The 23,054-nt window shown below is 64.4% G+C and carries 22 protein-coding genes; 4 read left to right on the forward strand and 18 right to left on the reverse strand.

The features are described 5' to 3' along the window. The first annotated feature begins 79 nt into the window (after nt 1-79). Together O3300_RS07300 and O3300_RS07305 are read left to right on the forward strand one after the other, a co-directional pair. Entirely contained in the window at nt 80-2,569 is a 2,490-nt protein-coding gene (locus O3300_RS07300) for an ATP-binding protein (RefSeq protein WP_305052577.1), read from the forward strand. A gap of 306 nt (nt 2,570-2,875) precedes the next feature. Beyond that, on the forward strand, nt 2,876-3,859 hold the full coding sequence (locus O3300_RS07305) for a diguanylate cyclase domain-containing protein (protein WP_305052578.1): 984 nt from the start codon (nt 2,876-2,878) through the stop codon (nt 3,857-3,859). A gap of 74 nt (nt 3,860-3,933) precedes the next feature. On the opposite strand, the gene O3300_RS07310 is transcribed toward O3300_RS07305, so the two are convergent. Beyond that, complete coding sequence (locus O3300_RS07310) at nt 3,934-4,329, reverse strand: hypothetical protein (RefSeq protein ID WP_077406391.1); 396 nt, start codon at nt 4,327-4,329, stop codon at nt 3,934-3,936. Between the two features lie 282 nt (nt 4,330-4,611). On the opposite strand from O3300_RS07310, the gene O3300_RS07315 reads away from it, so the two are divergent. Beyond that, nucleotides 4,612-5,325 carry a sensor histidine kinase gene (locus tag O3300_RS07315; protein ID WP_099667356.1) on the forward strand — a complete coding sequence of 238 codons (714 nt, stop codon included), beginning with the start codon at nt 4,612-4,614 and terminating at the stop codon, nt 5,323-5,325. A 27-nt stretch (nt 5,326-5,352) separates the two neighbouring features. Here O3300_RS07315 and O3300_RS07320 read toward each other — a convergent pair whose 3' ends face one another. Further along, nucleotides 5,353-5,952, reverse strand: coding sequence for a hypothetical protein (locus tag O3300_RS07320; protein ID WP_305052579.1), 600 nt, complete (start codon nt 5,950-5,952; stop codon nt 5,353-5,355). Between the two features lie 147 nt (nt 5,953-6,099). On the opposite strand from O3300_RS07320, the gene O3300_RS07325 reads away from it, so the two are divergent. Continuing rightward, entirely contained in the window at nt 6,100-6,615 is a 516-nt protein-coding gene (locus O3300_RS07325; RefSeq protein ID WP_305052580.1) for a DUF6265 family protein, read from the forward strand. Nucleotides 6,616-6,672: 57 nt separating this feature from the next. Here the strand turns inward: O3300_RS07325 and O3300_RS07330 are convergent, their stop codons facing one another. The 16 genes from O3300_RS07330 to O3300_RS07405 all read right to left on the reverse strand — a co-directional run bounded on the left by O3300_RS07330 (nt 6,673) and on the right by O3300_RS07405 (nt 22,999). Further along, nucleotides 6,673-7,971 (reverse strand): NAD(P)/FAD-dependent oxidoreductase, encoded by a 1,299-nt coding sequence (locus O3300_RS07330; protein ID WP_251348150.1) that lies wholly within the window; start codon nt 7,969-7,971, stop codon nt 6,673-6,675. 15 nt (nt 7,972-7,986) lie between these two features. After that, complete coding sequence (locus O3300_RS07335) at nt 7,987-8,499, reverse strand: hypothetical protein (protein ID WP_305052581.1); 513 nt, start codon at nt 8,497-8,499, stop codon at nt 7,987-7,989. A 93-nt stretch (nt 8,500-8,592) separates the two neighbouring features. Next, nucleotides 8,593-9,366: a transporter gene (locus tag O3300_RS07340; RefSeq protein ID WP_305052582.1), complete on the reverse strand. Its 774-nt coding sequence runs from the start codon at nt 9,364-9,366 to the stop codon at nt 8,593-8,595. 78 nt (nt 9,367-9,444) lie between these two features. Beyond that, nucleotides 9,445-11,100 (reverse strand): methyl-accepting chemotaxis protein, encoded by a 1,656-nt coding sequence (locus O3300_RS07345; RefSeq protein ID WP_305052583.1) that lies wholly within the window; start codon nt 11,098-11,100, stop codon nt 9,445-9,447. Nucleotides 11,101-11,284: 184 nt separating this feature from the next. Then, nucleotides 11,285-12,667, reverse strand: a complete 1,383-nt coding sequence (locus O3300_RS07350; protein WP_305052584.1) for a multicopper oxidase family protein — start codon at nt 12,665-12,667, stop codon at nt 11,285-11,287. Between the two features lie 2 nt (nt 12,668-12,669). Further along, a complete protein-coding gene (locus tag O3300_RS07355) occupies nt 12,670-14,028 on the reverse strand; it encodes a TolC family protein (RefSeq protein ID WP_305052585.1) in 1,359 nt (452 codons plus the stop codon). 1 nt (nt 14,029) lies between these two features. After that, nucleotides 14,030-14,371, reverse strand: coding sequence for a hypothetical protein (locus O3300_RS07360; protein WP_305052586.1), 342 nt, complete (start codon nt 14,369-14,371; stop codon nt 14,030-14,032). Between the two features lie 127 nt (nt 14,372-14,498). Further along, a complete protein-coding gene (locus O3300_RS07365; protein ID WP_305052587.1) occupies nt 14,499-14,924 on the reverse strand; it encodes a hypothetical protein in 426 nt (141 codons plus the stop codon). A gap of 45 nt (nt 14,925-14,969) precedes the next feature. Next, on the reverse strand, nt 14,970-15,503 hold the full coding sequence (locus O3300_RS07370) for a hypothetical protein (protein ID WP_305052588.1): 534 nt from the start codon (nt 15,501-15,503) through the stop codon (nt 14,970-14,972). Continuing rightward, the gene (locus O3300_RS07375; RefSeq protein ID WP_305052589.1) at nt 15,503-15,634 is read right to left on the reverse strand and encodes a DUF2474 domain-containing protein; all 132 of its coding nucleotides are present in this window, start codon (nt 15,632-15,634) and stop codon (nt 15,503-15,505) included. The genes O3300_RS07370 and O3300_RS07375 overlap by 1 nt, the downstream gene beginning before the upstream one ends. Then, nucleotides 15,634-16,641, reverse strand: coding sequence for a cytochrome d ubiquinol oxidase subunit II (gene cydB / locus O3300_RS07380; protein ID WP_099667344.1), 1,008 nt, complete (start codon nt 16,639-16,641; stop codon nt 15,634-15,636). The genes O3300_RS07375 and cydB overlap by 1 nt, the downstream gene beginning before the upstream one ends. After that, the gene (locus tag O3300_RS07385; RefSeq protein ID WP_305052590.1) at nt 16,631-18,064 is read right to left on the reverse strand and encodes a cytochrome ubiquinol oxidase subunit I; all 1,434 of its coding nucleotides are present in this window, start codon (nt 18,062-18,064) and stop codon (nt 16,631-16,633) included. The genes cydB and O3300_RS07385 overlap by 11 nt, the downstream gene beginning before the upstream one ends. Nucleotides 18,065-18,218: 154 nt before the next feature. Beyond that, a complete protein-coding gene (locus tag O3300_RS07390) occupies nt 18,219-19,769 on the reverse strand; it encodes a sensor domain-containing diguanylate cyclase (RefSeq protein WP_305052591.1) in 1,551 nt (516 codons plus the stop codon). A gap of 162 nt (nt 19,770-19,931) precedes the next feature. Continuing rightward, the gene (locus O3300_RS07395) at nt 19,932-20,489 is read right to left on the reverse strand and encodes an NADPH-dependent FMN reductase (RefSeq protein ID WP_099667341.1); all 558 of its coding nucleotides are present in this window, start codon (nt 20,487-20,489) and stop codon (nt 19,932-19,934) included. Nucleotides 20,490-20,577: 88 nt separating this feature from the next. Continuing rightward, nucleotides 20,578-21,696: an alanine racemase gene (gene alr, locus O3300_RS07400; RefSeq protein ID WP_289910643.1), complete on the reverse strand. Its 1,119-nt coding sequence runs from the start codon at nt 21,694-21,696 to the stop codon at nt 20,578-20,580. 13 nt (nt 21,697-21,709) lie between these two features. After that, the gene (locus tag O3300_RS07405) at nt 21,710-22,999 is read right to left on the reverse strand and encodes a D-amino acid dehydrogenase (RefSeq protein WP_099667339.1); all 1,290 of its coding nucleotides are present in this window, start codon (nt 22,997-22,999) and stop codon (nt 21,710-21,712) included. Between the last annotated feature and the right edge of the window lie 55 nt (nt 23,000-23,054).

Raw genomic sequence — 23,054 nt, forward strand, 5'->3', positions numbered from 1 at the left:
ACCCATTTAACTGAGCTTAGCGGCGGCGGCCCGGCGGGGCAAGAGCCCGTGCGGCAGACTCACTGTTGCAGGATTTCCGATGGCCAAGCCTGACCGCACGCAAGATCTGCTGCCCCCATCAGCGCCGCTGAGCCTCTCCGGCGAGCGCCTGGCAAACTTAATGGAAAGCATCACCGATGGCTTTTGCCTGCTCGACCGCGACTGGACCATCCGCTATATCAATACGCGCGGCGCCGACATGCTCGCACCGCAGCGTCCGCCCGGCGCCAGCCTGGCGGGCAGCAGCCTGTGGCAAGCCTGTCCCGCCCTGCAGGGGACGGAGCTGGAAGTGCAATACCGGCGCGCCATGGCGCAGCAGCACAGCTGCAGCTTCGAACTGCTGTACCGGCCGCTGGGGCGCTGGCTGGAAGTGCGCATCTTCCCTTCCAGCGATGGCTTGACCACGTACATCCAGGACATCAGCCAGCGCAAGGCGGCCGAGGAAAGCTTGCGCCACAGCGAGGAAGACTTGCGCGCGCTGGCCAATTCCATCCCGCAACTGGCCTGGATCGCCAGCTTCGACGGCACCATTGCCTGGTACAACCAGCGCTGGCACGACTACACGGGCACCAGCGCCGAACAGATGGCGGGCGACGGCTGGAGCATCGCCTATCACGCACAGCATTTGCCACCCATGCTGCACGCGTGGAAGGCCGCCTTGCGCGACGGCACGCCCTTCGAAATGGAATTTCCCATCCGCGGCGCCGACGGCCAGTACCGCTGGTTCCTGACGCGCGCCAATCCCGTGCGCGACCGGGGCGGCCAGCTGCTGCGCTGGTTTGGCACGAGCACCGACGTCGACCAGGTCAAGCGCGCGCAGGAAGCCTTGCGCGATGAAACGCGCGTGCTCGAATTGCTCAACAATACAGGGGCGGCCCTGGCCAGCACCCTCGACTTGCCCGCCCTGCTGCAGGAAACCGTCGATGCAGCCACGCGCATCAGCGGCGCGCGCTTCGGCGCCTTCTATTATGACGATGCGGGCGAGATTCCCGACAGCGCCGCGCCCCTGCCCTCGGCGCGCGCCGTCAACGGCATCAGCATGCGCCAGGCCGATGCCATCGCCACCGAACTGCGCCAGGGGCCGGCCATGCGCCAGAACGACTTGCTGGCCGCGCCCGATGCCAGCGCCGATGGCGCGCCGCCGCTGCGCAGCTGCCTGAGCCTGCCCGTCAGCTCCCGCTCGGGCCTGTTGCTGGGGCGCTTGCTGCTCGGTCATCCGCAGGCGGGCATGTTCAGCGCGCGCAGCGAACGCATCGTCTCGGCCATCGCGGCCCAGGCCGCCGTCGCGCTCGACAATACGCGCCTGTACGCGGCCGCCACGCGGGCCGCCGAAGAGCGCAAGGTACTGCTCGACAGCGAACGCGAGGCGCGCGCCGAAGCCGAGCGCACGAACCAGCTGAAAGACGATTTTCTCGCCACCCTGTCGCATGAGCTGCGCACGCCCCTGTCGGCCATCCTCGGCTGGGCCCAGGTGCTGCGGCGCGGCACGCGCGACCAGGCCGACCTGCACCGCGGCCTGCAAAGCATCGAACGCAATGCGCGCGCGCAGGCGCAGCTGATCGAGGACTTGCTCGACATGAGCCGCATCACCTCCGACAAGGTATTGCTCGACCTGCAAACCCTGGCGCCCGCCAGCATCATCGCCTCGGCCATCGAAACCCTGCGCCCGGCGGCCGACGCCAAGCACATCGCCATCCACTGCAACATCGCCAGCGATGCGGGCACCATCACGGGCGACCCCAGCCGTATCCAGCAAGTGATCTGGAACCTGCTGTCGAATGCCCTGAAGTTCACGCCGCAAGGGGGGCGGGTCGATATCGGCGTGCGCCGCGAGGCGTCGCGCCTGTCCATCACGGTGGCCGACAACGGCGTCGGCATCAAGAAGGATTTCCTGCCGCACGTGTTCGACCGCTTCCGCCAGGCCGATGCCTCCACCACGCGCCGGCACGGCGGCCTGGGGCTGGGACTGGCGATCGTCAAGCATCTGGTGGAGCAGCATGGCGGCACGGTCACCGTCAGCAGCGCCGGCGACATGCAGGGCGCCAGCTTTACCGTGCGCCTGCCGCTGGGCACGCCGGCCGCCGCGCGCCAGGCGGGCAGCGCCCCGCCCTCCAGCCATGACTTGCGCGGCGTCAAGGTGCTGCTGGTCGATGACGACGCCGACGCACGCGAACTGACGGAACGCATCTTGCGCGACAACAATGCCGAAGTGCACGGCGCCGGCGGCGTGGCGCAAGCGCTGCAATTGCTGGAGCAGGTGCGCCCGGATGTGCTGGTCAGCGACATCGGCATGCCCTACGCCGACGGTTTCGACTTGCTGGCGCAAGTGCGCGCGCACGCCGCCCCGGAGTTGGCCCGGCTGCCCGCGCTGGCGCTGACGGCGTTTGCGCAACCGCAAGATCGCCAGCGGGCGCTCGACAGCGGCTTCCAGGCCTGGATCTCGAAGCCGCTCGACCCGGCCGGACTGGTGGCGGCCGTGGCGCAGCTGGCCGCTGCGCGCCCGGGACGGGAGCGCAAAACACCATCTTAAAAAGATGATGCAAAGAAATAAATAGTGCAGTACAAAATGACTATTTTCATGGGTCAGCCTTCCTACTTTCAGACGCGGCACTGTCCTACAAGCAACTAAGCTGAAGTTTGCTACACTGAAATGCAGAAGCACACCTGCACGGCAGGCTGGAAGCGGCGACCTTGGCCGGGGAGAACGGCAGAAGCGAGTTCATGCGCAGTTGTGCGCCCTATCTTGTTGCAAGGCGCTACTATCTTTTCCACCGCCGTCAGCCCATCATCTGCGGTAGAAGCCAGCGTTGCATAGACCGTATAACCGAGACCTTACATGCCCAGCCAAGATGAGATTTTGAAAGCCAAAATTTTGGTCGTCGACGATTCACCCGACAATGTCGACCTGATGCTGGAAATCCTGCGCGATGCCGGCTATACCAACGTCACGGCCACCATGCGTCCGGCACAGGTTTGCCCCCTGCACCAGGAGCATTGCTACGACCTGATCTTGCTCGACCTGCAAATGCCGGAACTCAATGGTTTCCAGGTCATGAAAGGCTTGAAAGAAATCGAACATGGCGGCTACCTGCCCGTGCTGGCCCTCACGGCGCAACCGAGTTTCAAGATCGCCGCCCTGGAAGCGGGCGCGCGCGACTTCATCAGCAAGCCCTTCGACCTGATGGAAGTGCACAAGCGCATCCACAACATGCTGGAAGTGCGCCTGCTGTACAAGGAACTGGCGCAATACAGCAAGCAGCAGCAGGAACTGGCGCTGCACGATCCGCTGACGGGCTTGCCGAACCGGCGCCTGCTGGAAGACCGCATCGAGCATACGCTGCAGCAATCGGCCCGCAACCGCGGCAAGTCGGCCATCCTGTACCTGGACCTGGACGGTTTCAAGGCCATCAACGACAGTTACGGCCACGGCTATGGCGACGAGATCCTGAAAATGGTGGCGGCCCGCCTGGTGGGCGCGTCGCGCAAGGAAGACACGGTGGCGCGCATCGGCGGCGATGAATTCGTCATCGTGCTGGGCAACCTGGCCGGCAAGGGCGACGCGCGCGAACCGGCCGCCAAGCTGATCGAAGTCATTTCCGAGCCGTATTTCATCAACGACCTGACCCTGCGCCTGTCGACCAGCATCGGCATCGCCATCTACCCGGACGACGCCAGCACCGTCGAATCCCTGCTCGGCGCGGCGGACACGGCCCTGTATGAAGCCAAGCGCGCCGGCAAGAACCGCTTTTGCTGCACGCCGCACGAGGTGATCGCGGCGCAGGTCAACATGCAGAAAAGCAGCATTCCATCGATCGCCTGACCGTGACGCCGTGCGGCGCGTAAAAAAAACCGGCAAGCCTTGCGGCCAGCCGGTTTTTTCATGTCCTGCAGGCTTTATTTCTTGCCAGCCGTCACTTCATGCTGGCCCGCATGCTGGTGGTCCGTTTGCGCATTGACGGTGTCGGGCGACACTTCGATGCGCGTGATGCCCGCATCGACGGAGATCGGGTCGCTGGCGGGGAAGGTCATTTCCACGGCGTCGTCGAGCAATTCTTCCTTGGCCCGCTCTTCGCCGCTCATGCCCTCTTCATCGGCCAGGATGGCCAGCGCGCTGGCCCATTTGACGAAGTTGAGGTTGGACAATTCGCGCACGGTGGTCACGCCAAACGCCTGCTGCAAGGCCTTGGCGTCTTTTGCGCTGACGCCGCGCAGGGCGCTGATGGGCGCGTTGACGATGTCGCGGAAGCTTTTGTCGAGGTATTCCTTGTCGACGATGGTATCGATATTCATGGCATGTCCTTTCGTTTCGGTAAGCGGGCCAGTGCTGCATGGGGGAGGCACAGCCCCACTATGGCAGCGTGCCGCGCCCCGGTATGTGCGCAGCCGTACGTAACGACGGGAACGGTGCCCGCTGGCGCAAACGATAATATTGCCTATCACATAAAAATGATGGAAGGAGATTAAAATTGCCGAAAAGACAGAAATTTTTCATCCATGCGCCCCGCGATGAAATCCTCATGTATGATCCACAACTTGAATTTGGTCCTCACCTTTCACCATTCACGGGGCGCTATGTCCGCACAAACAGATCCGAACAAGGAAGCGTCCCAGGCCGATGCGGAACGCGCCGCCGACCTCAGCGAACTGCTCGGCCATGTCAACACCAGCTGGGACAATGAACGGCGCGCCCTGTCGCGCCAGCTGCACGACAGCCTCGGTTCCTCGCTGACGGCGCTCACCATGCACCTGTCGCTGCTGACGCAAAAGATGCCGCAGGAAGCCGCCTTGCTCGACCGCGCGGCAACGATGAAGCAATTGCTGCTGAATGTGATCGAGACCAACCGCCAGATGCAGATGAAGCTGTGGAACGACAAGCTCGAGTTTCTCGGCGTAAATGTCGCGCTCGGTGAGCTGGCCGCGCAATTTGCCGAACAGCACAAGATCACCGTGCGCTGCAGCCTGCCCGAAGATGAATTGATTTGCCCGCGCAACGTGGGCGTGGCCCTGCTGCGTACCCTGGAAGAAGCGCTCGGCAACATCGCCGCGCACGCCCACGCCACGCAGGTGGACATCATCATCGACGACAATGACGAGGCGCTGATGATGACGGTCAAGGATAACGGCAGCGGCTTGCCGGCCAACGAGCCCGTCGAAATGAGCAAGCACGGCCTGCGCTCCGTGCGCGAGCGCGTGCATTACCTGGGCGGCACCCTGAGCCTGACGGCCAATCCGCAAGGCGGCACGGCCCTGACCGTCGTCTTGCCGCGCATTACGCCAAAAGAATAATTTCCCGCAGCGGGCGCCCTGCCCGCCTCAACGGGGCAGCGGCATGCCCTCTTCCGGCAACAGCAGTTGCGCCCCCAGCACATCGCGGCGCGCGCCATGCCCGGCCAGGCTGGCGCGATCGCCTTCCAGCACCTGCAAGAAATGTCCAACACGCAACACATCCGTCAATTGGGCCGCCAGGGCGGCATCGGCCGGGGAACCCGCCTGCCGCCATCCCAGCACCAGCAGGGTTTGCCAAATGTCGGGCAATGCCGTGCGCCAGCCGGCCGAGGCGAGAAAGACGCCGGCCGGCTGCTCCAGCGCTGCACTGGCCCGCGCCAGCAAGTCCTCGCGCGCCAGTTCGCCGGGCCAGCCGTCAAGCTCGGCACGCCACAGGGGAAACGTGGCCAGCGGCGCCGGCAACGCGTCCAGGCCGCTGATGAAGCGGGACTTGCCATAGCCATCCGTGCGGAAACGCACGACCTGCCGCAGGCTTTCCCCGGCGTCCCCCTTCGCCCTGCAGGCCAGCAGCAGCTGGTAAAAATCGAGCTGCTCCGGGTCCAGGCCAAGGCTTTTCAGGCTGAGGTAGCGGTCGTCGAACTGGCCCGGCCTTACGGCGCCGCGCGGCTGCGTGGAAGTATCGTGCATGATTGTCCTTGGCGTGATGGTGGTGACGGTCGGCATCTTTCCCGAGTATAAAGTGTTTGCCGTGTGCAGCCCAGCATCGGCTACACTGGGCAGGCGCGCCGCCGGCGTGCCCCAGTGACCGCTAACATCGCAACGACAGGAGATGGCATGCAACGACTCGCAACGACCTTGCTGGCAGCGCTGCTGGCCATGGGCGCCGCCCAGGCCGCCGACAATACCGTGCCGCCGCCGGAAACCGTGGACAAGCTGGCCTGGCTGGCCGGCTGCTGGAACGTCGACGGTGCCGAACCCGGTTCCGGCGAACAATGGAGCGCGGCCGCCGGCGGCACCATCCTCGGCACCAGCCGCACCGTCAAGGGCGGCAAGACGACGGCCTTTGAATTCGTGCAGATCCGCCTCACGGAACCGGGACAACTGGCCTACATCGTGCAGCCGTCGGGACAGCCGCCCGTGATCTTCAACCTGCTGCGCCAGGACAAGCCGAATGAATTCATCTTCGCCAACCTGGATAACGATTTTCCGAGCCGCATCATCTACCGCCGCGACAGCGAGCGCATCCTGCATGCCAGCATCGTCGGCACCTTGAAGGGCAAATTCACCACCATCGACTTTCCCATGACGCGGGGCCGTTGCGAAGCGGCGCCTGCCGCGCGCGGCAAATAAAAAAGGGGCCGCAAGGCCCCTTGTTTGATCCGGCGCAAACCGTTTACTACAGCGCGATCAGTGCAGCTTGACTTGCGGCGTGCTGCGCTTGATCAGGAAGCGGCCCATGGCCATGACGGCCGTGCGCACGCTGCCCAGCACGGCATTGTGATGCATCAGGTGCAGGCTCACATACATCATGCGCGCAACAAATCCTTCGACGAACCAGCTCAGGCCCTTCAGCGAACCCATCAGGGTGCCAACCGAGGTGGTGCGGCCGAAGGACACGAGCGAACCGTAGTCCAGGTATTCATACGGCTTGGTTTGCGGCGGCTTGCCCTTCGCTTGCAGCAGGAACGTTTTCAGCAGGTAATCGGCTTGCTGGTGGGCAGCCTGGGCGCGCGGCGGCACCAGCTTGCCGTCCGGCCCCATGCAGGCGGCGCAGTCGCCCAGCGCAAAGATATTCGCATGGCCCTGCACGTTGAGCATGCCCGTCACTTCCAGCTGGCCGGCGCGGTTGGTCGGCAAGCCCAGGGTAGACAGGAATTCCGGCGCGCGGATGCCGGCGGCCCACACGCAGATGTCGGCCGCATAGCTGGTGCCGCTGGCCACCGTCACCTTGTCGGCTTCGATGGTGGTGACGCGCGTATCGGTCACCACGGTGATGCCGTGCTGGTGCAGCAATTTCGAAGCGGCGATGGAAACGCGCTCGGGCAGCGGCGCCAGGATGCGCGGCGCCCCTTCGAGCAGGGTGATGCGCACATCCTTGATGGCGTTGAGATTCTGGAAACCATACGCGGCATACACGCCGCTCGCTTCGCGCAATTCGGCCGCCAGTTCCACGCCCGTGGCGCCGCCGCCGATGATGACGATGTCGACGCCGGGATGGCCCGCGTCGCCCTGGCGCTGTTCGGCCATGGCCAGCAGTTTCAGCAGGGTCAGCCGGAAACGTTCGGCGTCTTCCGTGGCATTCAGGGAAATCGTGTTTTCCTGGGCGCCGGGCACGCCGAAGTAATTCGAGGTGCTGCCCACGGCCAGCACCAGCTGGTCGTAGCTGACAGTGCGCTGCGGCAAGAGTTGCTCATCCTTGTCCGTGGCGATGGCGCCCACGGTAAGGCTGTTCGACGCGGCGTCGAGTGCGATCAGGGGGCCATAGACATAGGTAAAACCATTGTCATGCGCCAACATCTGATACGACAGGCCCTCTTGATGAATGTCCAGGGTGCCGGCCGCCACTTCATGCAGCGACGGTTTCCAGATATGGTACAGGCGGCTGTCGACCAGGGTGACCTGGCCGGCGCCGAGCTTGCGGCTGAGTTTGCAGGCCAGCTCCAGGCCGCCTGCACCTCCCCCTACGATAACGATTTTACTATGCAAAGATCCTCCTGCTTGTTAATCCCTGTGCCCGTTGCCATTGCCATTGCCGTTGCCATTGCCATTGCCATGGCCCTTGCCTGGCTTGTCATCATGCTTGTCGCGCTTGCCTTCATGTTTATCGCGCTTGTCATCATGCTTGTCGTAATGGCCACGATCACGGTCATGGTCCCGGTAGTCGGGACGGCCATGGTCGCCATGCTGCTGGCGGTAACGGGGCACATATTGGTTGTTATACCAACTATCTTGGACGAAATATACCTCTTGGTTACAGGCATTATACTTGCGGCAGTGCTTGGACCAGTGTTTCGCATGGCCGGGCGGCACGCGCAAATAGATGGGGGGCGCCGAATAGTATTGCGGGCGCTGCACGATGACGGGCTGGGCATAGATCAATTGCGGCGCGGGATAGTCGCCTATGTCGATGCGTCCGTAAAAGCCCGGCTGGCCGACGGTGACGGAGACGCCCACCTGGGCGACGGCAGCGGTAGCGGCCGACAGCAAGACGGCGGCAAGAATCAGGGTTTTCATGGGGACACTCCTTTTATCAGTTATGCCGCAATTGTAGACCTTGTGCAACCAACTGTTTGTTCGCAAGGACACATAAGGATTGCCGTGGCAATCTCACCACAGCTTGCCTAAAGGCACGACCACGCCGCTGAACAGCGACCAGTCCGGCGACGCCGCCGTCAAGCCGCGCGCCATGCCGATATCGATGGCCAGCCGCGGCGTGGGACTGTAGGTGGCGGCCAGCAAGAGCTGCGCCGTTGCCGGCGCGCCGCGCAAGCGCGTGCCCGACACTTCCGCCGTGGCGCCCCAGCGCTCGCTGACGGGCGTGGAAAAGGAGGTCGCCCAGCCCGTTTGCACCCTGCCGGTATGCGGGTCGGATGCCCCCAGACGCGTGGCGTTCAGGTTGGCGTCCATGTGCACGGCGCCCAGGTCGCGGCTGAAAATGCCGTTCAGCGACACGTCGCTCTTGCCGCTGCCGATGCTGTCCTTGGCCGTGGGCAACTTCCAGCCCAGTTCCAGGCCCAGCGCCGTGGCGCTGTCGAGCAAAAAGGCGCGCTTGAGCACGACCGTCGTGTCGCCCACGCCCGTTTCGCGGCGCCCCGTGTCGTCGCGCGCGCGCACGAAGCCCTCGCCTTCGAGCAATACGCCCCATTCCGGGCTGAACGCCAGTTTGAACGTGTACGGCAGGCTGGCGCGGCGCGTGTCGTCCGTTTTCGACAGCAGGCCGCCCGCCTCGAATTCCAGCTGGCCCGGCACAGGCAGCTGGGCGGGACTGGCCACGGAAGGCCGGTACGGCAGCACGGGATCGCCCTCCTGCGCCTGCGCCAGCGGCGGCAGGGAGAGCAATAACACGGAGAAACACAACAGCGGCAGGGAAGAAGACGGCATGGGAAACCCGGAAGTGGCAAACGCGCAATAACGACAGCCTACCACTGCCGCGCCGATTGCGCCCGGACCCGCCCCATTTCAGGCCAGGCGCCGCACGCCCTGCCTGGCGGCCGGCACCGGCCGGCGCAGCGGCGTGACATTGCTGGACGCCGGCACGGCCATCTGTTGCGCCTGGGCATGCAGGCGGAACACGCCCACCAGTTCCGTCAGGGTTTGCGCCTGGTCCTGCAGCGATTCGGCGGCGGCCGCCGCCTCTTCCACCAGGGCCGCGTTTTGCTGCGTCACCTGATCCATCTGCAGCACGGCCTGGTTGACTTGCTCGATGCCGGCGCTTTGCTCGGCGCTGGCGGCCGTGATTTCCTGCATGATGTCGGCCACCTGGCGCACGCTGGTGACCACTTCATCCATCGTCTTGCCCGCGTCATGCACGAGTCTGGAGCCGATTTCCACCTGCTCGACGGAGTCGCCGATCAGAATCTTGATTTCCTTGGCGGCACTGGCCGAGCGTTGCGCCAGGTTGCGCACTTCGGATGCGACGACGGCAAATCCCCGCCCCTCCTCGCCCGCCCTGGCCGCTTCCACGGCCGCGTTCAAGGCCAGGATGTTCGTCTGGAAGGCGATGCTGTCGATGACGCTGATGATGTCGACGATCTTGCGCGACGAAGCATTGATCGATTCCATCGTCTGCACCACCTGCCCCACCACGGCGCCGCCCTTGCCCGCCACGTCGGACGCGGCGCCGGCCAGCGCATTGGCCTGGCGCGCATTGTCCGCATTCTGCCGCACGGCCGACGTCAGCTCTTCCATCGACGACGCCGTTTCTTCCAGCGAACTGGCCTGCTCTTCCGTGCGGGACGACAAGTCGAGGTTACCCTGGGCAATTTCGCCCGAGGCCGTGTTGATGGTGTCCGTGCCCGAGCGCACCTGGCTGACGATGCCCACCAGCTTGTCGCGCATGGTTTTCATGGCAAACAGCAGGCTGGCGCTGTCGTGGCTGGCCGTGCGGATATCGACGGTGAGGTCGCCCTCGGCGATGGCGCCGGCGATCTTGACGGCATACGCCGGTTCGCCACCGAGCTGGCGCGTCAGTCCGCGCGTGATCAGCGCCCCCAGCGCCAGGCCTGCCGCCACGCTGCCCAGCACCAGCGCGATCATGAAGCTGCGGCTGGCCTGATACACGCCGGACGCCTGCTCGGAAGCAGCCTTGGCGCGCTCTTCCTTCTGCTGCGACAGCTTGTCCAGCACGCCGTCGAGTTCATCGGCATGCTGGCGCGTCTTGTTGAGCAGCTCGGTCAGTTGCGCGCTGCGCTGGGCCAGCGGCTCGGCCGCGGCCAGGGTCAGCGCCTGCTGCATGGTGGCGATATATTCCGCTTCGACGGCGGCGAAGCGGGCAAACAGTTCCTTGGCGGCCGGCGTGACGAACAGCGGTTCCGCCTTGGCCAAATAGCTTTTATTCAACTCGAGGAATTTGGCGATATCGGCCTGGCGCGTGGCGCGCTCCTCGGCGGTCGTGGCCAGCAAGAAATTGCTGCGCGCGCGGCCCACCTTGATCAAGGCGATGTTGGCTTCCTTGATGTACGACAAGCCCAACAGTTCATGGTTGTACATCTGCCCCGCCATGGTATCGATCTTGCCCATGTTGAAGATGCCGATGCCGGCCACGATGGCCCCCATCAGCGCGACGCAAAAGAATGCCGCCAGCAAGCGCGTTCCCACCTTCATCCGGTTCAACATGATTTCTCCCATAGACTGGCCGATACTCGATGCAACTGGAGCGTACTGGCTTGAATATAAAGAAAAAACACGGAAAAAAATGCTCGGATTGTCACCAAACAACAATTCCTTGATTTATAGCAACATGCAAAACGGCTTGCCATGCTAGGCAAGCCGTTCGCTGTCATCTCGGAAATGCCGACAATTAATGTCCGCTATGGCTGGCCGGCTTGCGCACCGTCATCTCGACGCTGCCCTTGGCCGGCAGCTTGCCCGTGCCTTGGCCGCGCACGGGTTCCGGCAAGGCGCCCGTCCATTCATAGGCCACGCTGCCGGCCGGGTGCTTGTACCAGCCCGGATCGCGGTAATCGCCGGTTTTTTGATCCTTGCGCACCTTGACCGTGGTAAACATGCCGCCCATGCCGATGGCGCCGAAGGGGCCGTCGCCCGCCATCATCGGCAAGGTATTGTCGGGGATCGGCATCTGCATCTCGCCCATGTCGGCCATGCCCCGCTCGCCCATCACCATGTAGCCGGGCACCAATTGATTGATCTTCGCCGCCACGCCCTGGTGGTCGACGCCGATCATGGTGGGCACGTCGTGCCCCATGGCATTCATCGTGTGGTGCGACTTGTGGCAGTGGAAAGCCCAGTCGCCGAGGTCCGTGGCAGTAAACTCGACGGCGCGCATCTGGCCCACGGCCACGTCCGTCGTCACTTCGGGCCAGCGCGATTCGGGGCGCGTCCAGCCGCCATCCGTGCCCGTCACCTCGAATTCATGGCCATGCATGTGGATCGGGTGGTTCGTCATGGTCAGATTGCCCACGCGCACGCGCACCTTGTCGCCCTGGCGCACGACCATCGGGTCGATGCCGGGGAAGACGCGGCTATTGAACGTGAACAGATTGAAATCCGTCATGGTCATGATCTTCGGCGTGTAGCTGCCGGGGTCGATGTCGTAGTTGCTCAGCAAGAAGACGAAATCGCGGTCCACCTTCATGAAGTTCGGGTCTTTCGGATGCGTCACCCAGAAACCCATCATGCCCATGGCCATCTGCGTCATTTCATCCGCGTGCGGGTGGTACATGAAGGTGCCGGGCCGCTTGGCGACGAATTCATAGACGAAGGTCTTGCCGGGAGGAATGCCCGGCTGGGTCAGGCCCGTGACGCCGTCCATGCCGTTGGGCAAGCGCTGGCCATGCCAGTGCACGCTCGTGTGTTCCGGCAACTTGTTGGTGACGAAGATGCGCACGCGGTCGCCCTCCACCACTTCGATGGTGGGGCCGGGCGACTGGCCGTTGTAGCCCCATAGATTGGCCATCATGCCGGGCGCCAGTTCGCGCACGACGGGTTCGGCCACGAGGTGGAATTCCTTGACGTTGTTGTTCATGCGCCAAGGCAAGGACCAGCCATTCAGGGTGATGACGGGGTTGTACGGCCGTCCGTTCGGCGGCGGTGGCGGCGCCTTCGTCTCCGCGCCGGCCATGCTGACGGCTTCCGGCAACGATGCCGCGCCCACGCGGCTCACCGCTGCCGCACTCAGGGCGACCGCGCCCGCATTCATGAAAAAGTTTCTACGTGTAATCATCATTATTCCTTGTTGGCAGGGCCGCTGCCATTGATGGCGCCTTGCAATTCAGTTTGCGCAATCCAGAAATCGCGCTGGGTGTCGATGGCGCCGTTGACGCTGGCAACTTGCTCGCGCGCATCGGCCAGCAGTTCGAAGACGCTGGCCAGCATGCCGTTGTAACGCAGCAATACTTCATGCGAAATCGTCTTGCGCAGCGGCACGACTTCATCGCGGTAGTGGCGCGCCAGGTCGTAGGCCGTGCGGTAGCTGGAATACGCCTCGCGCACTTCCGAGCGGGCCCGTACGGCCGTGCCCGCCGTGCGCTGCAGCGACTGCTCATACATGGCTTGCGCCTTCGCATTGCGCGCCGAACCCCAGTCGAACAGGGGCAGCTCCAGCGACACTTCGTAGCCGTTTTCGCGCGGCGCCTCGCTCGTGCTCTTGTTGGTGTAGCCCACGTCGAGCACGTTGATGAAACCCGTCACCTTGGACAGGCCCAGCGCGCTGGCCGTGGCGTGCGCGTCGAGTTTACTCATCTGCACGTCGAGGCGCTGCTCCATGGCTTGCGCCTCGATATTGCCCGCCTCGGCTGGCTTGGCCGGCAAATCGGGCAAGCGCGACGGCAAGGTGAACGTCGTCTGCTTGCCCCACAGGCCCAGCAAGCGCGTCAGATGCTCGCGAGTGGCCGTGGCCTGGTGGCGCGCGCGGGCCAGGTCGCCGACGGCGTCCGCGTAAAACACTTGCTGGCGCGCCTGGTCGAGGCGGCTCCAGTTGCCCGCCTGCTGCAAGCGCGTGGCCAGTTCGGCGCCCGCCTCGGCCGACAGCAGCGCCCGCTGCATGAACTGTTCCGTCTGCACGGCAGCCACGGCGTTGAAGTAGGCGCGGCGCGTATCCGACGCCAGTTGCACGGCGCTGCCGGCCGCTTGCAGCTTGGCTTGCTCGAAACGGCCCCGTTCGATGTTCACGCGCATCGGCATGGTCAGCAAGCCGGCCAGGTCGAAGCTGACGCCGCGATCGATTTCATTGCCGTGACTGCCATGCGAGCGGCCGAACGACAGGCCGGGATTGCGCAAGCGCCCCGCCTGCACCAGGTCCGCCTCGGACGCGCCCAGTTCGGCCAGCGCCACTTTCATGCCGTGGTTGTTCATCAGGGCGATGCGCACGGCGCTGTCGGCGTCCAGGGGCTGGGCCAGCAAGGTCGCCAGTTTTTCCCCGCCGCCCTTGTCGGCCAGCGCCTCGGGTGCGCCCGTGCGGGCGTCGGCCAGCGCGGACACGGCCTGCATGCCGCCATCGGCGCTGAAGCTGGCGCAGCCGCTGAGCAGCAGGACGGCCGCCAGCGCCAGCGGCGTGAGGCAAGTTGATTTGGTGAAACGTGGCATGTCAGTGTCCTTCGTGCTGAAGTTGCGGGGCCGGCTGGGCATCGGGCTTGGGGCTGGGCTTATCCATCGGCATCGTGTGGCCCTTCATGGCATGGCCTTCCATCTTGTGGCCGCCCATCTTCATCATGCCCATGTGGCCGCCAGCCTTGCCGACCTTGTCGTTGACGGCGCGCCAGGCCTGGTCGGGCGTGGCGTCATCCTCGGCGGCGGGACGGTAGCCTGCGAAGGCGGAGCGGTAAGTGGTGGCCGGCACGGAGGCTTGCGCCTCTTGCGGGGCGGGCTGGGACTGCGCTGCGGCGGCCAGCGGCAGCACAGCCAGCGCAAAGCTGAACAGGTATTTCATGGTATTCCTTGAAGAGCAGGGTATGGCGCGGCGGGCGCGCGACTGGAACGCTGGCGCGGCCGGAACACGGTGCACGATACAAGCTGCAGGGACGTGCGACGGCGGCACCGCCAGGTTCAACGGGCGGTCAGGCGGAGCGCGTGCTTCTCGGGGGACGTTCGGGACCGGACGGGATATGCCCGGCGAACAGGGAATCGGGCGCCAGCGCCGGGGGCGGCGCGCGCAGGGTCAAGGCATGCAGGGGCGGCATGCCGGGCGGCGCCGCGGCGCCCACGGTGCAAGCGCCATGGTTGCTGCAATCGTGGCCATGGTGCATGGCGCCGCCATCGTCCATGACCATTTTCATCGGCTGGTCCGCCACCAGCATGTCGGCCATGTCGGCCATACTGTGGCACTGGGGCGTAGACATTGCCTCGACGGCGACCGTGACCACCGCCGCCAGCTCGTCCACGCAGCAGCTGCGCATGGCCGACGCAAAGCCCTGCATGGGCAGCGTGACGGCCAGCAGCCAGAGCAGCGAGCGGGCGAGAAAGCGGGAAAAGGCACGGTTCATGACACCACTATAAACCTTCCCACATGAGGAAGGTCAAGTCCCTATTCACGCTCGCTGCCCATGCGTCAGCCAGATTACGTACACGCCGTAGTAGCCCTGCCCTTCGAAGATGACCTGGCCATCGGCAAACGACACGGTCTGCACTTGATTCACGGTGAAGTACGCGCGGCCGTCCGCCGCCTCGACATCGCCCCAGTAGCGCGCGTGCAGGGGCCGGTAGCCGCTGGCGCGCCCGATCGCATCCATCACATCGCCGATCATGAAGTCGAGCAGCATCCCGGCCAGCAGCGGCCGGTGGCCCGCCAGCATGGCCGTGATGTCGGGATAGCCGGCATGCATCAGCTCGGGCAAGTCGCTTTCCTCGTACTGCAAATCGTCTTCGCGGCAAGTCTGGAGAAAACTGTTGAACGGCTCGTCGAGCAGGCCGGCCAGCGCCGTTTCCGGCACGCTCAGGCGGAACGGATGCAGCGGCAGCGCGCTGTGCTGGCCGTAATTGAGTCCGCGGCAGCCGAGGAAGGCCAGCGGATGGCGCCGGCCGCCGACCTCGCAGCGGATGCCGGATGCTTGCCCGTCCGCCATCAGCGGCCCATCCCCGCCGCCCGCATCAGCAGGCGCATCGCCCAGGCCGCCAAGCCCAGGGTCGCCACGCTGGCCAGCCAGAGGCCGGCCATCCAGGCCAGTCGTTTCCACCATGTCTGTTGTCCTTGCATCAGTGATACCCATCTTCCGGCAGGACTTTGCCACGAAACACATAATATGACCACACCGTATACATCAGGATCACGGGAATGATGAACAGCGCGCCCACCAGCGTAAAGCCCTGGCTTTGCGGCGGCGACGACGCTTCCCAGATCGAGACCGATGGCGGGATGATGTGCGGCCACACGCTGATGCCCAGGCCCGTATAGCCGAGGAAGACGAGCGCCAGCGTGCACAGGAACGGCGCCGCCTGCCGCCCCTGCCGCAGGGAGCGCAGCAGCAGCCAGCCCGCGCCCAGCACCAGCAGCGGCACGGGCAGGAAGCAGAACAATTGCGGCAGCGCAAACCAGCGCGCGGCGATGGCCGGGTCGACCAGCGGCGTCCAGACGCTGATGACGGCGATCACGCCCAGCAGCAGCCACACGAGCACGCGCGTGAGGCGCACGGCGCGCGCCTGCAGGCCGCCCTGCGTCTTCATGATCAGCCAGGTGCTGCCCAGCAAGGCATACGCCGCCACCAGCCCGGCGCCCGTGAACAGGGAAAACGGCGTGAGCCAGTCCAGCGCGCCGCCCGCATAGCTGCGGTTGACCACCGGCATGCCCTGGATGTAGGCGCCCAGGGTCACGCCCTGGAAGAAGGCGGCCGCCACCGAGCCGGCGATGAAGGCCTTGTCCCACACGTGGCGCTCGTGCTCGCGCGCCTTGAAGCGGAATTCGAAGGCCACGCCGCGGAAGATCAGGCCCATCAGCATGAAGCTGAGCGGCAGATAGCAGGCGCTGAGCACGACGGAATACGCGAGCGGAAAGGCCGCCAGCATGCCGGCGCCGCCCAGCACCAGCCAGGTTTCATTGCCATCCCAGACGGGCGCCACCGTATTCATCATCACGTCGCGCTCGCTCTTGTCCTGGAAAAACGGATACAGGATGCCGATGCCCAGGTCGAAACCGTCCATCACCACGTACATCATGATGCTGAACAAGATAATAATGGCCCACAGTAGTGGCAGATCAATGCCCATGCGAATGTCCTCCTTGCGCTTGCTCTTCCAGATGCGCGGCCGAGATCGGCCGTGCAGGCGTGCGTTCCTGGCCGGGGCCGCCATGCTCGACGCTCTCCCCTTCCTGCGGCTGCGGCCCCACCCGGATCAGGCGCAGCAGGTAGCCGATGCCCGTGCCGAACACGGCAAAATAGATGACGATGAACAACAGCAAAGTGATGCCCAGCTGCGTGGCGCCGTGGGCCGAGACGGCGTCTTCCGTGCGCAGCAAGCCGTACACGGTCCACGGCTGGCGGCCGATTTCCGTCGTGTACCAGCCGGCCAGCATGGCCACCAGTCCGCTCGGTCCCATCCACAGGGCGCAGCGCAGGAACAGGCGCGAGCGCCACAAGGTATTGCGCCAGCGCAACCATGCGCTCCAGATGCCCAGCGCGATCATCAGCATGCCCAGCCCCGCCATCAGGCGGAACGACCAGAACACGACGGCGGAAGGGGGCCGGTCGCGCGGCGCAAATTCCTTCAGGGCGGGAATCGTGCCATTCCAGTCGTGTGCGAGGATCAGGCCGCCCAAACGGGGGATTTCCACCTTGTACAGGGTTTCTTCGCGCGCCATGTCGGGCCAGCCGAACAGGATCAGCGGCGTGCCTTCGTTGCCCGTGTTTTCCCAGTGGCCTTCCATGGCGGCCAGCTTGGCCGGCTGGTGCTCGAGGGTATTCAAGCCGTGCACGTCGCCGATGACGGCCTGGATGGGCGCGACGACCAGCAGCATGGACAAGCCCATGGTCATCATCTTGCGGATGGCCACATTGTCATTGCCGCGTAGCAAATGCCAGGCGGCCGACGCCACCACCAGCAAGGCCGTGGCGAGGAAGGCGGCCACGCTCATGTGCAGCAGCCGGTACGGGAACGAGGGATTGAAGATGACGGCCAGCCAGTCCACGGGCACGACGCGCCCGTCGATGATTTCATGGCCCTGCGGCGTCTGCATCCAGCTGTTCGAGGCGATGATCCACGTGGCCGAGATCAGGGTACCCAGCGCCACCATGGCCGTGGCGAACATGTGCAGACCGGGCCCCACGCGGTGCCAGCCGAACAGCATCACGCCGAGGAAGCCCGCTTCCAGGAAGAAGGCCGTCAGCACTTCATAGGCCAGCAGCGGCCCCGTGATGCTGCCCGCGTAATCGGAAAAGAAACTCCAGTTGGTGCCGAACTGGTACGCCATGACGAGGCCGGAAACGACGCCCATGCCGAAGTTGACGGCGAAAATCTTCGACCAGAAATGGTACAGGTCGCGGTACACGCCGTCCTGCGTGCGCAGCCACGCCGCTTCCAGCACCGTCAGGTAACTGGCCAGGCCGATCGTGATTGCAGGAAAAATGATGTGGAACGAGATGGTGAAGCCGAACTGGACGCGCGCCAGTTCCAGTGCCGTAAGCCCTAACATGTGTTGCCTTCCCGACGTGTGACGTCTGTTTTACCCAGGCCTCCACTCTAGGCTTTCCGGGTAAAACATAACAGACTCAGAAACGGGAGAAAACATAGGATCAGTTTGACGTTTACCGAATGACAAGGTCAAGCCGGTCCAACGGAAAAGCGCGTCAGGCGGGCTCCGTGATGCCCACGCAATTGCGGCCGTTTTCCTTGGCCACGTAGAGGGCCGCATCGGCGGCGCGCAGCACGGCGTCCGTGCTGCCCGCTTCCTGTTCCGACGACACGACGCCCAGCGATATCGTGACCAGGCCCGCACCGGGAATCACGGCGGCGGCCACCTTGGCGCGCAAGCGCTCGGCCACCTGCATGGCCACGTCGAGGTCGGCATCGGGCAGCAGCATGATGAATTCATCGCCGCCATTGCGGCACAGCACGTCGGCATCGCGCGAACAGGCGCGCATCAGCTGCGCCAGTCGCAGGATGACTTCGTCGCCCACGGCATGGCCCCAGCGGTCGTTGACTTGCTTGAAATGGTCGATGTCGATGGCGATGACGGAAAACGGCCGCGCCTGCGCCTGCCACCCTTCCAGCGCCGCCGCCATGCCGCGCCGGTTCGACAGGCCCGTCAGCGGGTCCGTCTGCACGTCGGTCTTCAACTTGCCGATCTTGTTCTGCAACAATGCCAAGCCTTTCAGCAGGGCTTTCTTGATTTGCGCCGCCTCCACATACCACGAGCGGATGGCGGCGATGTGCTCGGCCGTTCCGGGCGCATCCATGCGCCGCGCGCCTTCGGCCAGCTGCACCAGGGGGCGCGAAATCAGGCTGGCCAGCCACCAGATGAATGGCAGGCTCAGCAAGGCGATGGGCAGGGAATGCCATACCGTGTTGGCCATCAGCTGGTTCAGCGGGGCCAGGGTCATGGCCGTCGGGCGCTGCGCCACGATGCCCCAGCCCGTCGACGGCATGATGGCGTAGCCGGCCAGCATGTCCACGCCCAGGCTGTTGTTCATGCGCCGGTTGCCGCCGCCCTGCTGGGCGATGATGGCGTCGATGACGTCATTGCTGCCGGCCACGTCGCCCAGGCGGTCGGGGTCCGGGTGGTACAGCAGGCGCCGGTTCTGGTCGACCACGTACAGGTAGGAGCCGTCGCGGTAGTAATGCTGGCCCAGCATGGTGTACAGGATGTTTTTCTGTTTCAGGTAAATGCTGCCGCCCACGTAGCCCAGGTAGCGGCCATCCTTGCCCAGGATGGGATGCGAAATGAACACGACCAGGTTGCCGGCCGACGACACATACGGCTGCGTCACCAGCGGGCGCCGCTCGCGCAGCGCCTGGATCGCGCCGGCCGAATCGAGCGTGCGGTTTTTCAGGGCCAGGGTTTCCGGCGACACGCCCAGCACCTTGCCCTGGGCATCGACGATGAGCACGGAATTGAAACTGTTCGTTTGCAGGCGCAGGCGTTGCGCCTCGTCCGTCAGCCATTGCTCGTCGCCCATGCGCGAAGGCAGCCCGCTAGCGCTGTAGGCCAGTTGCTGGCGCGCCGATTGCAGGAAGTCCTCGGCCGTGCTGGCCAGCTTGCTGGCGTAGGCGTGGTTCGCTTCCAGGGTGGTATCGATCAGCAGCTGGCGCTGCACGCTGTAGCTGGCATAGAAGGTATTGGCCAGGGACACCAGGGCGCTGGTAAAGGCCACGAGCACGATCAAGCGGCGCAAATTCATGCGCAGAACAGGTTTAGTCCACATGGGGTCGACAAGAAGAAGTATTGCGCTAAAGAAAGGGCGCATTATACCGAGACACCCGTGCCAATATTGAAATCTTGGCATCAATGGTCAAAGAATGTGTACAAGCGGCAACGCCGAGCGTTGCCGCCTTGACATGCATCAAGCGTGGATGGCGTGTTTGCGGACCCAGTCCACGTAGCGCTGCATCCAGCCCTGGAAGAAACCCAGGCTGGCCGGGCCGATGCCGCCATGCTCGTCGAACAGGCCTTCCTTGGCCTGGATAAACATTTCAGGCTGTCCCAGCAGCGGCACGTCCAGGTAGGCGAGCACATTGCGCAAATGCTGCTGCGCCAGGGCCGTGCCCGTGGCGCCGACGGAAACGCCGAGCACGGCGCCCGGTTTGCCGCCCCACACGCTCTGGCCGTACGGGCGCGAGCCCTGGTCGAGGGCGTTTTTCAGCACGCCGGGAATCGAGCGGTTGTATTCGGGGGTGAGAAACAGCAAGGCTTGCGATGCGGAAATTTCCGATTTCAGGCGCAGCACCTGCTCGGACTGCGCACCGTCGTCATCCTGGTCGTACAGCGGCAAGTCGCCGATCTCGATGTGCTTGAAGGAAAACTCGGGCGGCGCCAGCTTGATGATGGCGTCGGCCAGCTTGCGGTTGAAGGAATCCTTGCGCAGGCTGCCGACGATGATAGCAACGTTATATTGACTCATATATATCCCCGATGATGGTGAAAAAATAGCCCTGGAGTGAACTTCACTGCAGGACTATCTTGCCACACAATCATGGGGTTTGCGCTGTTTAGCGTGCGCCGCCAGCCAGGCCCCGGTACTCGCGGTAATAGCGCCCGCCCAGGTTCGTCAGCACCTCGTAGCCGATGGTATTGGCCATGGCCGCCACGGCGTCGACCGGGTGTTCGGCGCAGATCAGGTCGACCAGGCTGCCCGGCGCGACGCGGTCGCCGGCGATGGCGCTCACGTCGAGGGTGATGGAATCCATCGAGATGGCGCCGATCTGCGGCACTTTCACGCCGTCGACGATGGCCAGGCCCTGATTGCTCATGCTGCGCAGCCAGCCATCGGCATAGCCGACGGACACCGTCGCCACCTGGCGCGGCTCGCTGGCCGTGTAGCGGCGGCTGTAGCCCACGTGGTCGCCGGCGGCGATCGTGCGCGTCTGCAAGACCTTGCCTTGCAGGCGCACAACCGAGCGCAGGGGATTCGGTTCGCCGCCCTGCGGTCCGATGCCGTACAGGGCCGCGCCCGGGCGCACCAGGTCGAAGTGATAATCGGGCGACAAAAAGATGCCCGAGGAATTGGCCAGGCTGGCGCGGTACTGCGGCAAACGGGCGCGGATGGCGATGAAACGGGCCAGCTGCTCGCCATTCATGGGGTTGCTCCGCTCGTCGGCGCACGCCAGGTGGCTCATCAGGTAACGCACCTTGATGCCGTCAAGAAAGTGCGGGTCCAGCAGCCAGGCGTCGATTTCCTGCGGCGACAAGCCCATGCGCGACATGCCCGTATCCACCTGCACGATGGCGTCCAGGGTGCTGCCCAGCGCTTTTGCATGCGCGCGCCAGCCCGCCACCTGCGGCTCGCTGTTGAGCACGGGCGTCAAGCCATGGGCCGTGAATTCGCCTTCCGTGCCGACGGGCGGGCCGTGCAGCACGAAGATGGACGCGTCCGGCGCCACGTGCGGGCGCAGGCTGATGCCCTCTTCCAGGTGGGCCACGAAGAAATGGCGGCACCCTTCTTCATACAGGGCCGCGCCCACTTGCGCGGCGCCCAGGCCATACGCGTCGGATTTCACGACGGCCGAACAGGCGGCCGGGTGCGCCTTGTCGCGCAGCAAGCGGTAGTTGGCGCGCACGGCATCGAGGTCCACCGTCAGGATGGCGCCGCTACGTTCCTTGGGAGGCATGCTGGCCCCCATCTCAAGCCACCGCGTGCTGCAGTTTGCCATTGCCCTGCGCGCCGCTGTAGCGGCTGACGGACAGGTCGTCGGCCAGGATGGCCGGCTTTTTCGACGACATCAGGTCGGCCAGCAATTGCGCGGAACCGCAGGACATGGTCCAGCCCAGGGTGCCGTGGCCCGTGTTCAGGAACAGATTGCGCAACGGCGTGCGGCCGACGATCGGCGTGCCGTCCGGAGTCATCGGGCGCAAGCCCGTCCAGAAGGTAGCCTCGGCCGTGTTGCCGCCGCCGGGGAACAGGTCGTTGACGACCATTTCCAGGGTTTCGCGGCGGCGCGGGTTCAGGTTCAGGTTATAGCCGGCGATTTCCGCCATGCCGCCCACGCGGATGCGGTCGTCGAAACGCGTGACAGCGATCTTGTAGGTTTCATCGAGGATGGTTGACACGGGCGCCTTGGCCGCGTTAACGATAGGCACGGTGATCGAATAGCCCTTCAATGGATACACGGGAATGTCCAGCAGCGGCTTCATGAAGCCCGTCGAGTAGGAGCCGAGCGCCACGACATAGGAATCGGCCTTGACGATTTCCGCGCCGCATTGCACGCCAGCAATTTCGTCGCCCTGTGTCAGCAATGCATCGATGGACACGCCATAACGGAACTTCACGCCCAGCGCCTCGGCCATCTCGGACAGGCGCGTGGTAAACAGCTGGCAATCGCCCGTTTCATCGTTGGGCAGGCGCAAGCCGCCGAACAGTTTATCCTTGACCGCTTCCAGGGCCGGCTCGGCGCGCGACAGTTCGTTGCGCTGCAGCACTTCGTACGGCACGCCCGCGTCTTTCAATACTTCGATATCCTTGGCGGCGTCGTTGTATTGTTTTTCGGTGCGGAACAATTGCATCGTGCCTTGCTGGCGGCCTTCATACGTGATGCCGGCCTCGGCGCGCAGCACCTTGAAGCAGTCGCGGCTGTATTCAGCCAGGCGCACCATGCGTTCCTTGTTCACGGCATACGCTTCCGGTGTGCAATTACGCAACATCTGCCACATCCATTTCAGCTGGGCGGCGCTGCCGTCGAGCGAGATGGCCAGGGGCGCGTGGCGCTGCATCATCCACTTCACGGCCTTCAGGGGAATGCCGGGCGCAGCCCATGGCGAAGCGTAGCCGGGCGAGATTTGCCCCGCATTCGCGAAGCTGGTTTCCAGTGCCGGGCCCGGCTGGCGGTCGATGACGGTCACCTCATGTCCTGCCTTGGCCAGATAGTAAGCACTGGTGACGCCGATGACGCCGCTACCCAGAATCACAATACGCATAGTTTCCTCATTATATTTTTTTAGGCTGACGCCAGATTAACCGCTATCATATTGG

The sequence above is a fragment of the Janthinobacterium sp. SUN206 genome (assembly GCF_030587305.1).
Classification (GTDB): Bacteria; Pseudomonadota; Gammaproteobacteria; order Burkholderiales; family Burkholderiaceae_D; genus Janthinobacterium; species Janthinobacterium kumbetense.

Coding starts and splice junctions, on each gene's coding strand:
- O3300_RS07300 (WP_305052577.1), top strand. CDS start 80: ATGGCCAAGCCTGACCGCACGCAAGATCTGCTGCCCCCATCAGCGCCG.
- O3300_RS07305 (WP_305052578.1), top strand. CDS start 2,876: ATGCCCAGCCAAGATGAGATTTTGAAAGCCAAAATTTTGGTCGTCGAC.
- O3300_RS07310 (WP_077406391.1), bottom strand. CDS start 4,329: ATGAATATCGATACCATCGTCGACAAGGAATACCTCGACAAAAGCTTC.
- O3300_RS07315 (WP_099667356.1), top strand. CDS start 4,612: ATGTCCGCACAAACAGATCCGAACAAGGAAGCGTCCCAGGCCGATGCG.
- O3300_RS07320 (WP_305052579.1), bottom strand. CDS start 5,952: ATGCACGATACTTCCACGCAGCCGCGCGGCGCCGTAAGGCCGGGCCAG.
- O3300_RS07325 (WP_305052580.1), top strand. CDS start 6,100: ATGCAACGACTCGCAACGACCTTGCTGGCAGCGCTGCTGGCCATGGGC.
- O3300_RS07335 (WP_305052581.1), bottom strand. CDS start 8,499: ATGAAAACCCTGATTCTTGCCGCCGTCTTGCTGTCGGCCGCTACCGCT.
- O3300_RS07340 (WP_305052582.1), bottom strand. CDS start 9,366: ATGCCGTCTTCTTCCCTGCCGCTGTTGTGTTTCTCCGTGTTATTGCTC.
- O3300_RS07345 (WP_305052583.1), bottom strand. CDS start 11,100: ATGTTGAACCGGATGAAGGTGGGAACGCGCTTGCTGGCGGCATTCTTT.
- O3300_RS07350 (WP_305052584.1), bottom strand. CDS start 12,667: ATGATTACACGTAGAAACTTTTTCATGAATGCGGGCGCGGTCGCCCTG.
- O3300_RS07355 (WP_305052585.1), bottom strand. CDS start 14,028: ATGCCACGTTTCACCAAATCAACTTGCCTCACGCCGCTGGCGCTGGCG.
- O3300_RS07360 (WP_305052586.1), bottom strand. CDS start 14,371: ATGAAATACCTGTTCAGCTTTGCGCTGGCTGTGCTGCCGCTGGCCGCC.
- O3300_RS07365 (WP_305052587.1), bottom strand. CDS start 14,924: ATGAACCGTGCCTTTTCCCGCTTTCTCGCCCGCTCGCTGCTCTGGCTG.
- O3300_RS07370 (WP_305052588.1), bottom strand. CDS start 15,503: ATGGCGGACGGGCAAGCATCCGGCATCCGCTGCGAGGTCGGCGGCCGG.
- O3300_RS07375 (WP_305052589.1), bottom strand. CDS start 15,634: ATGCAAGGACAACAGACATGGTGGAAACGACTGGCCTGGATGGCCGGC.
- cydB (WP_099667344.1), bottom strand. CDS start 16,641: ATGGGCATTGATCTGCCACTACTGTGGGCCATTATTATCTTGTTCAGC.
- O3300_RS07385 (WP_305052590.1), bottom strand. CDS start 18,064: ATGTTAGGGCTTACGGCACTGGAACTGGCGCGCGTCCAGTTCGGCTTC.
- O3300_RS07390 (WP_305052591.1), bottom strand. CDS start 19,769: ATGAATTTGCGCCGCTTGATCGTGCTCGTGGCCTTTACCAGCGCCCTG.
- O3300_RS07395 (WP_099667341.1), bottom strand. CDS start 20,489: ATGAGTCAATATAACGTTGCTATCATCGTCGGCAGCCTGCGCAAGGAT.
- alr (WP_289910643.1), bottom strand. CDS start 21,696: ATGCCTCCCAAGGAACGTAGCGGCGCCATCCTGACGGTGGACCTCGAT.
- O3300_RS07405 (WP_099667339.1), bottom strand. CDS start 22,999: ATGCGTATTGTGATTCTGGGTAGCGGCGTCATCGGCGTCACCAGTGCT.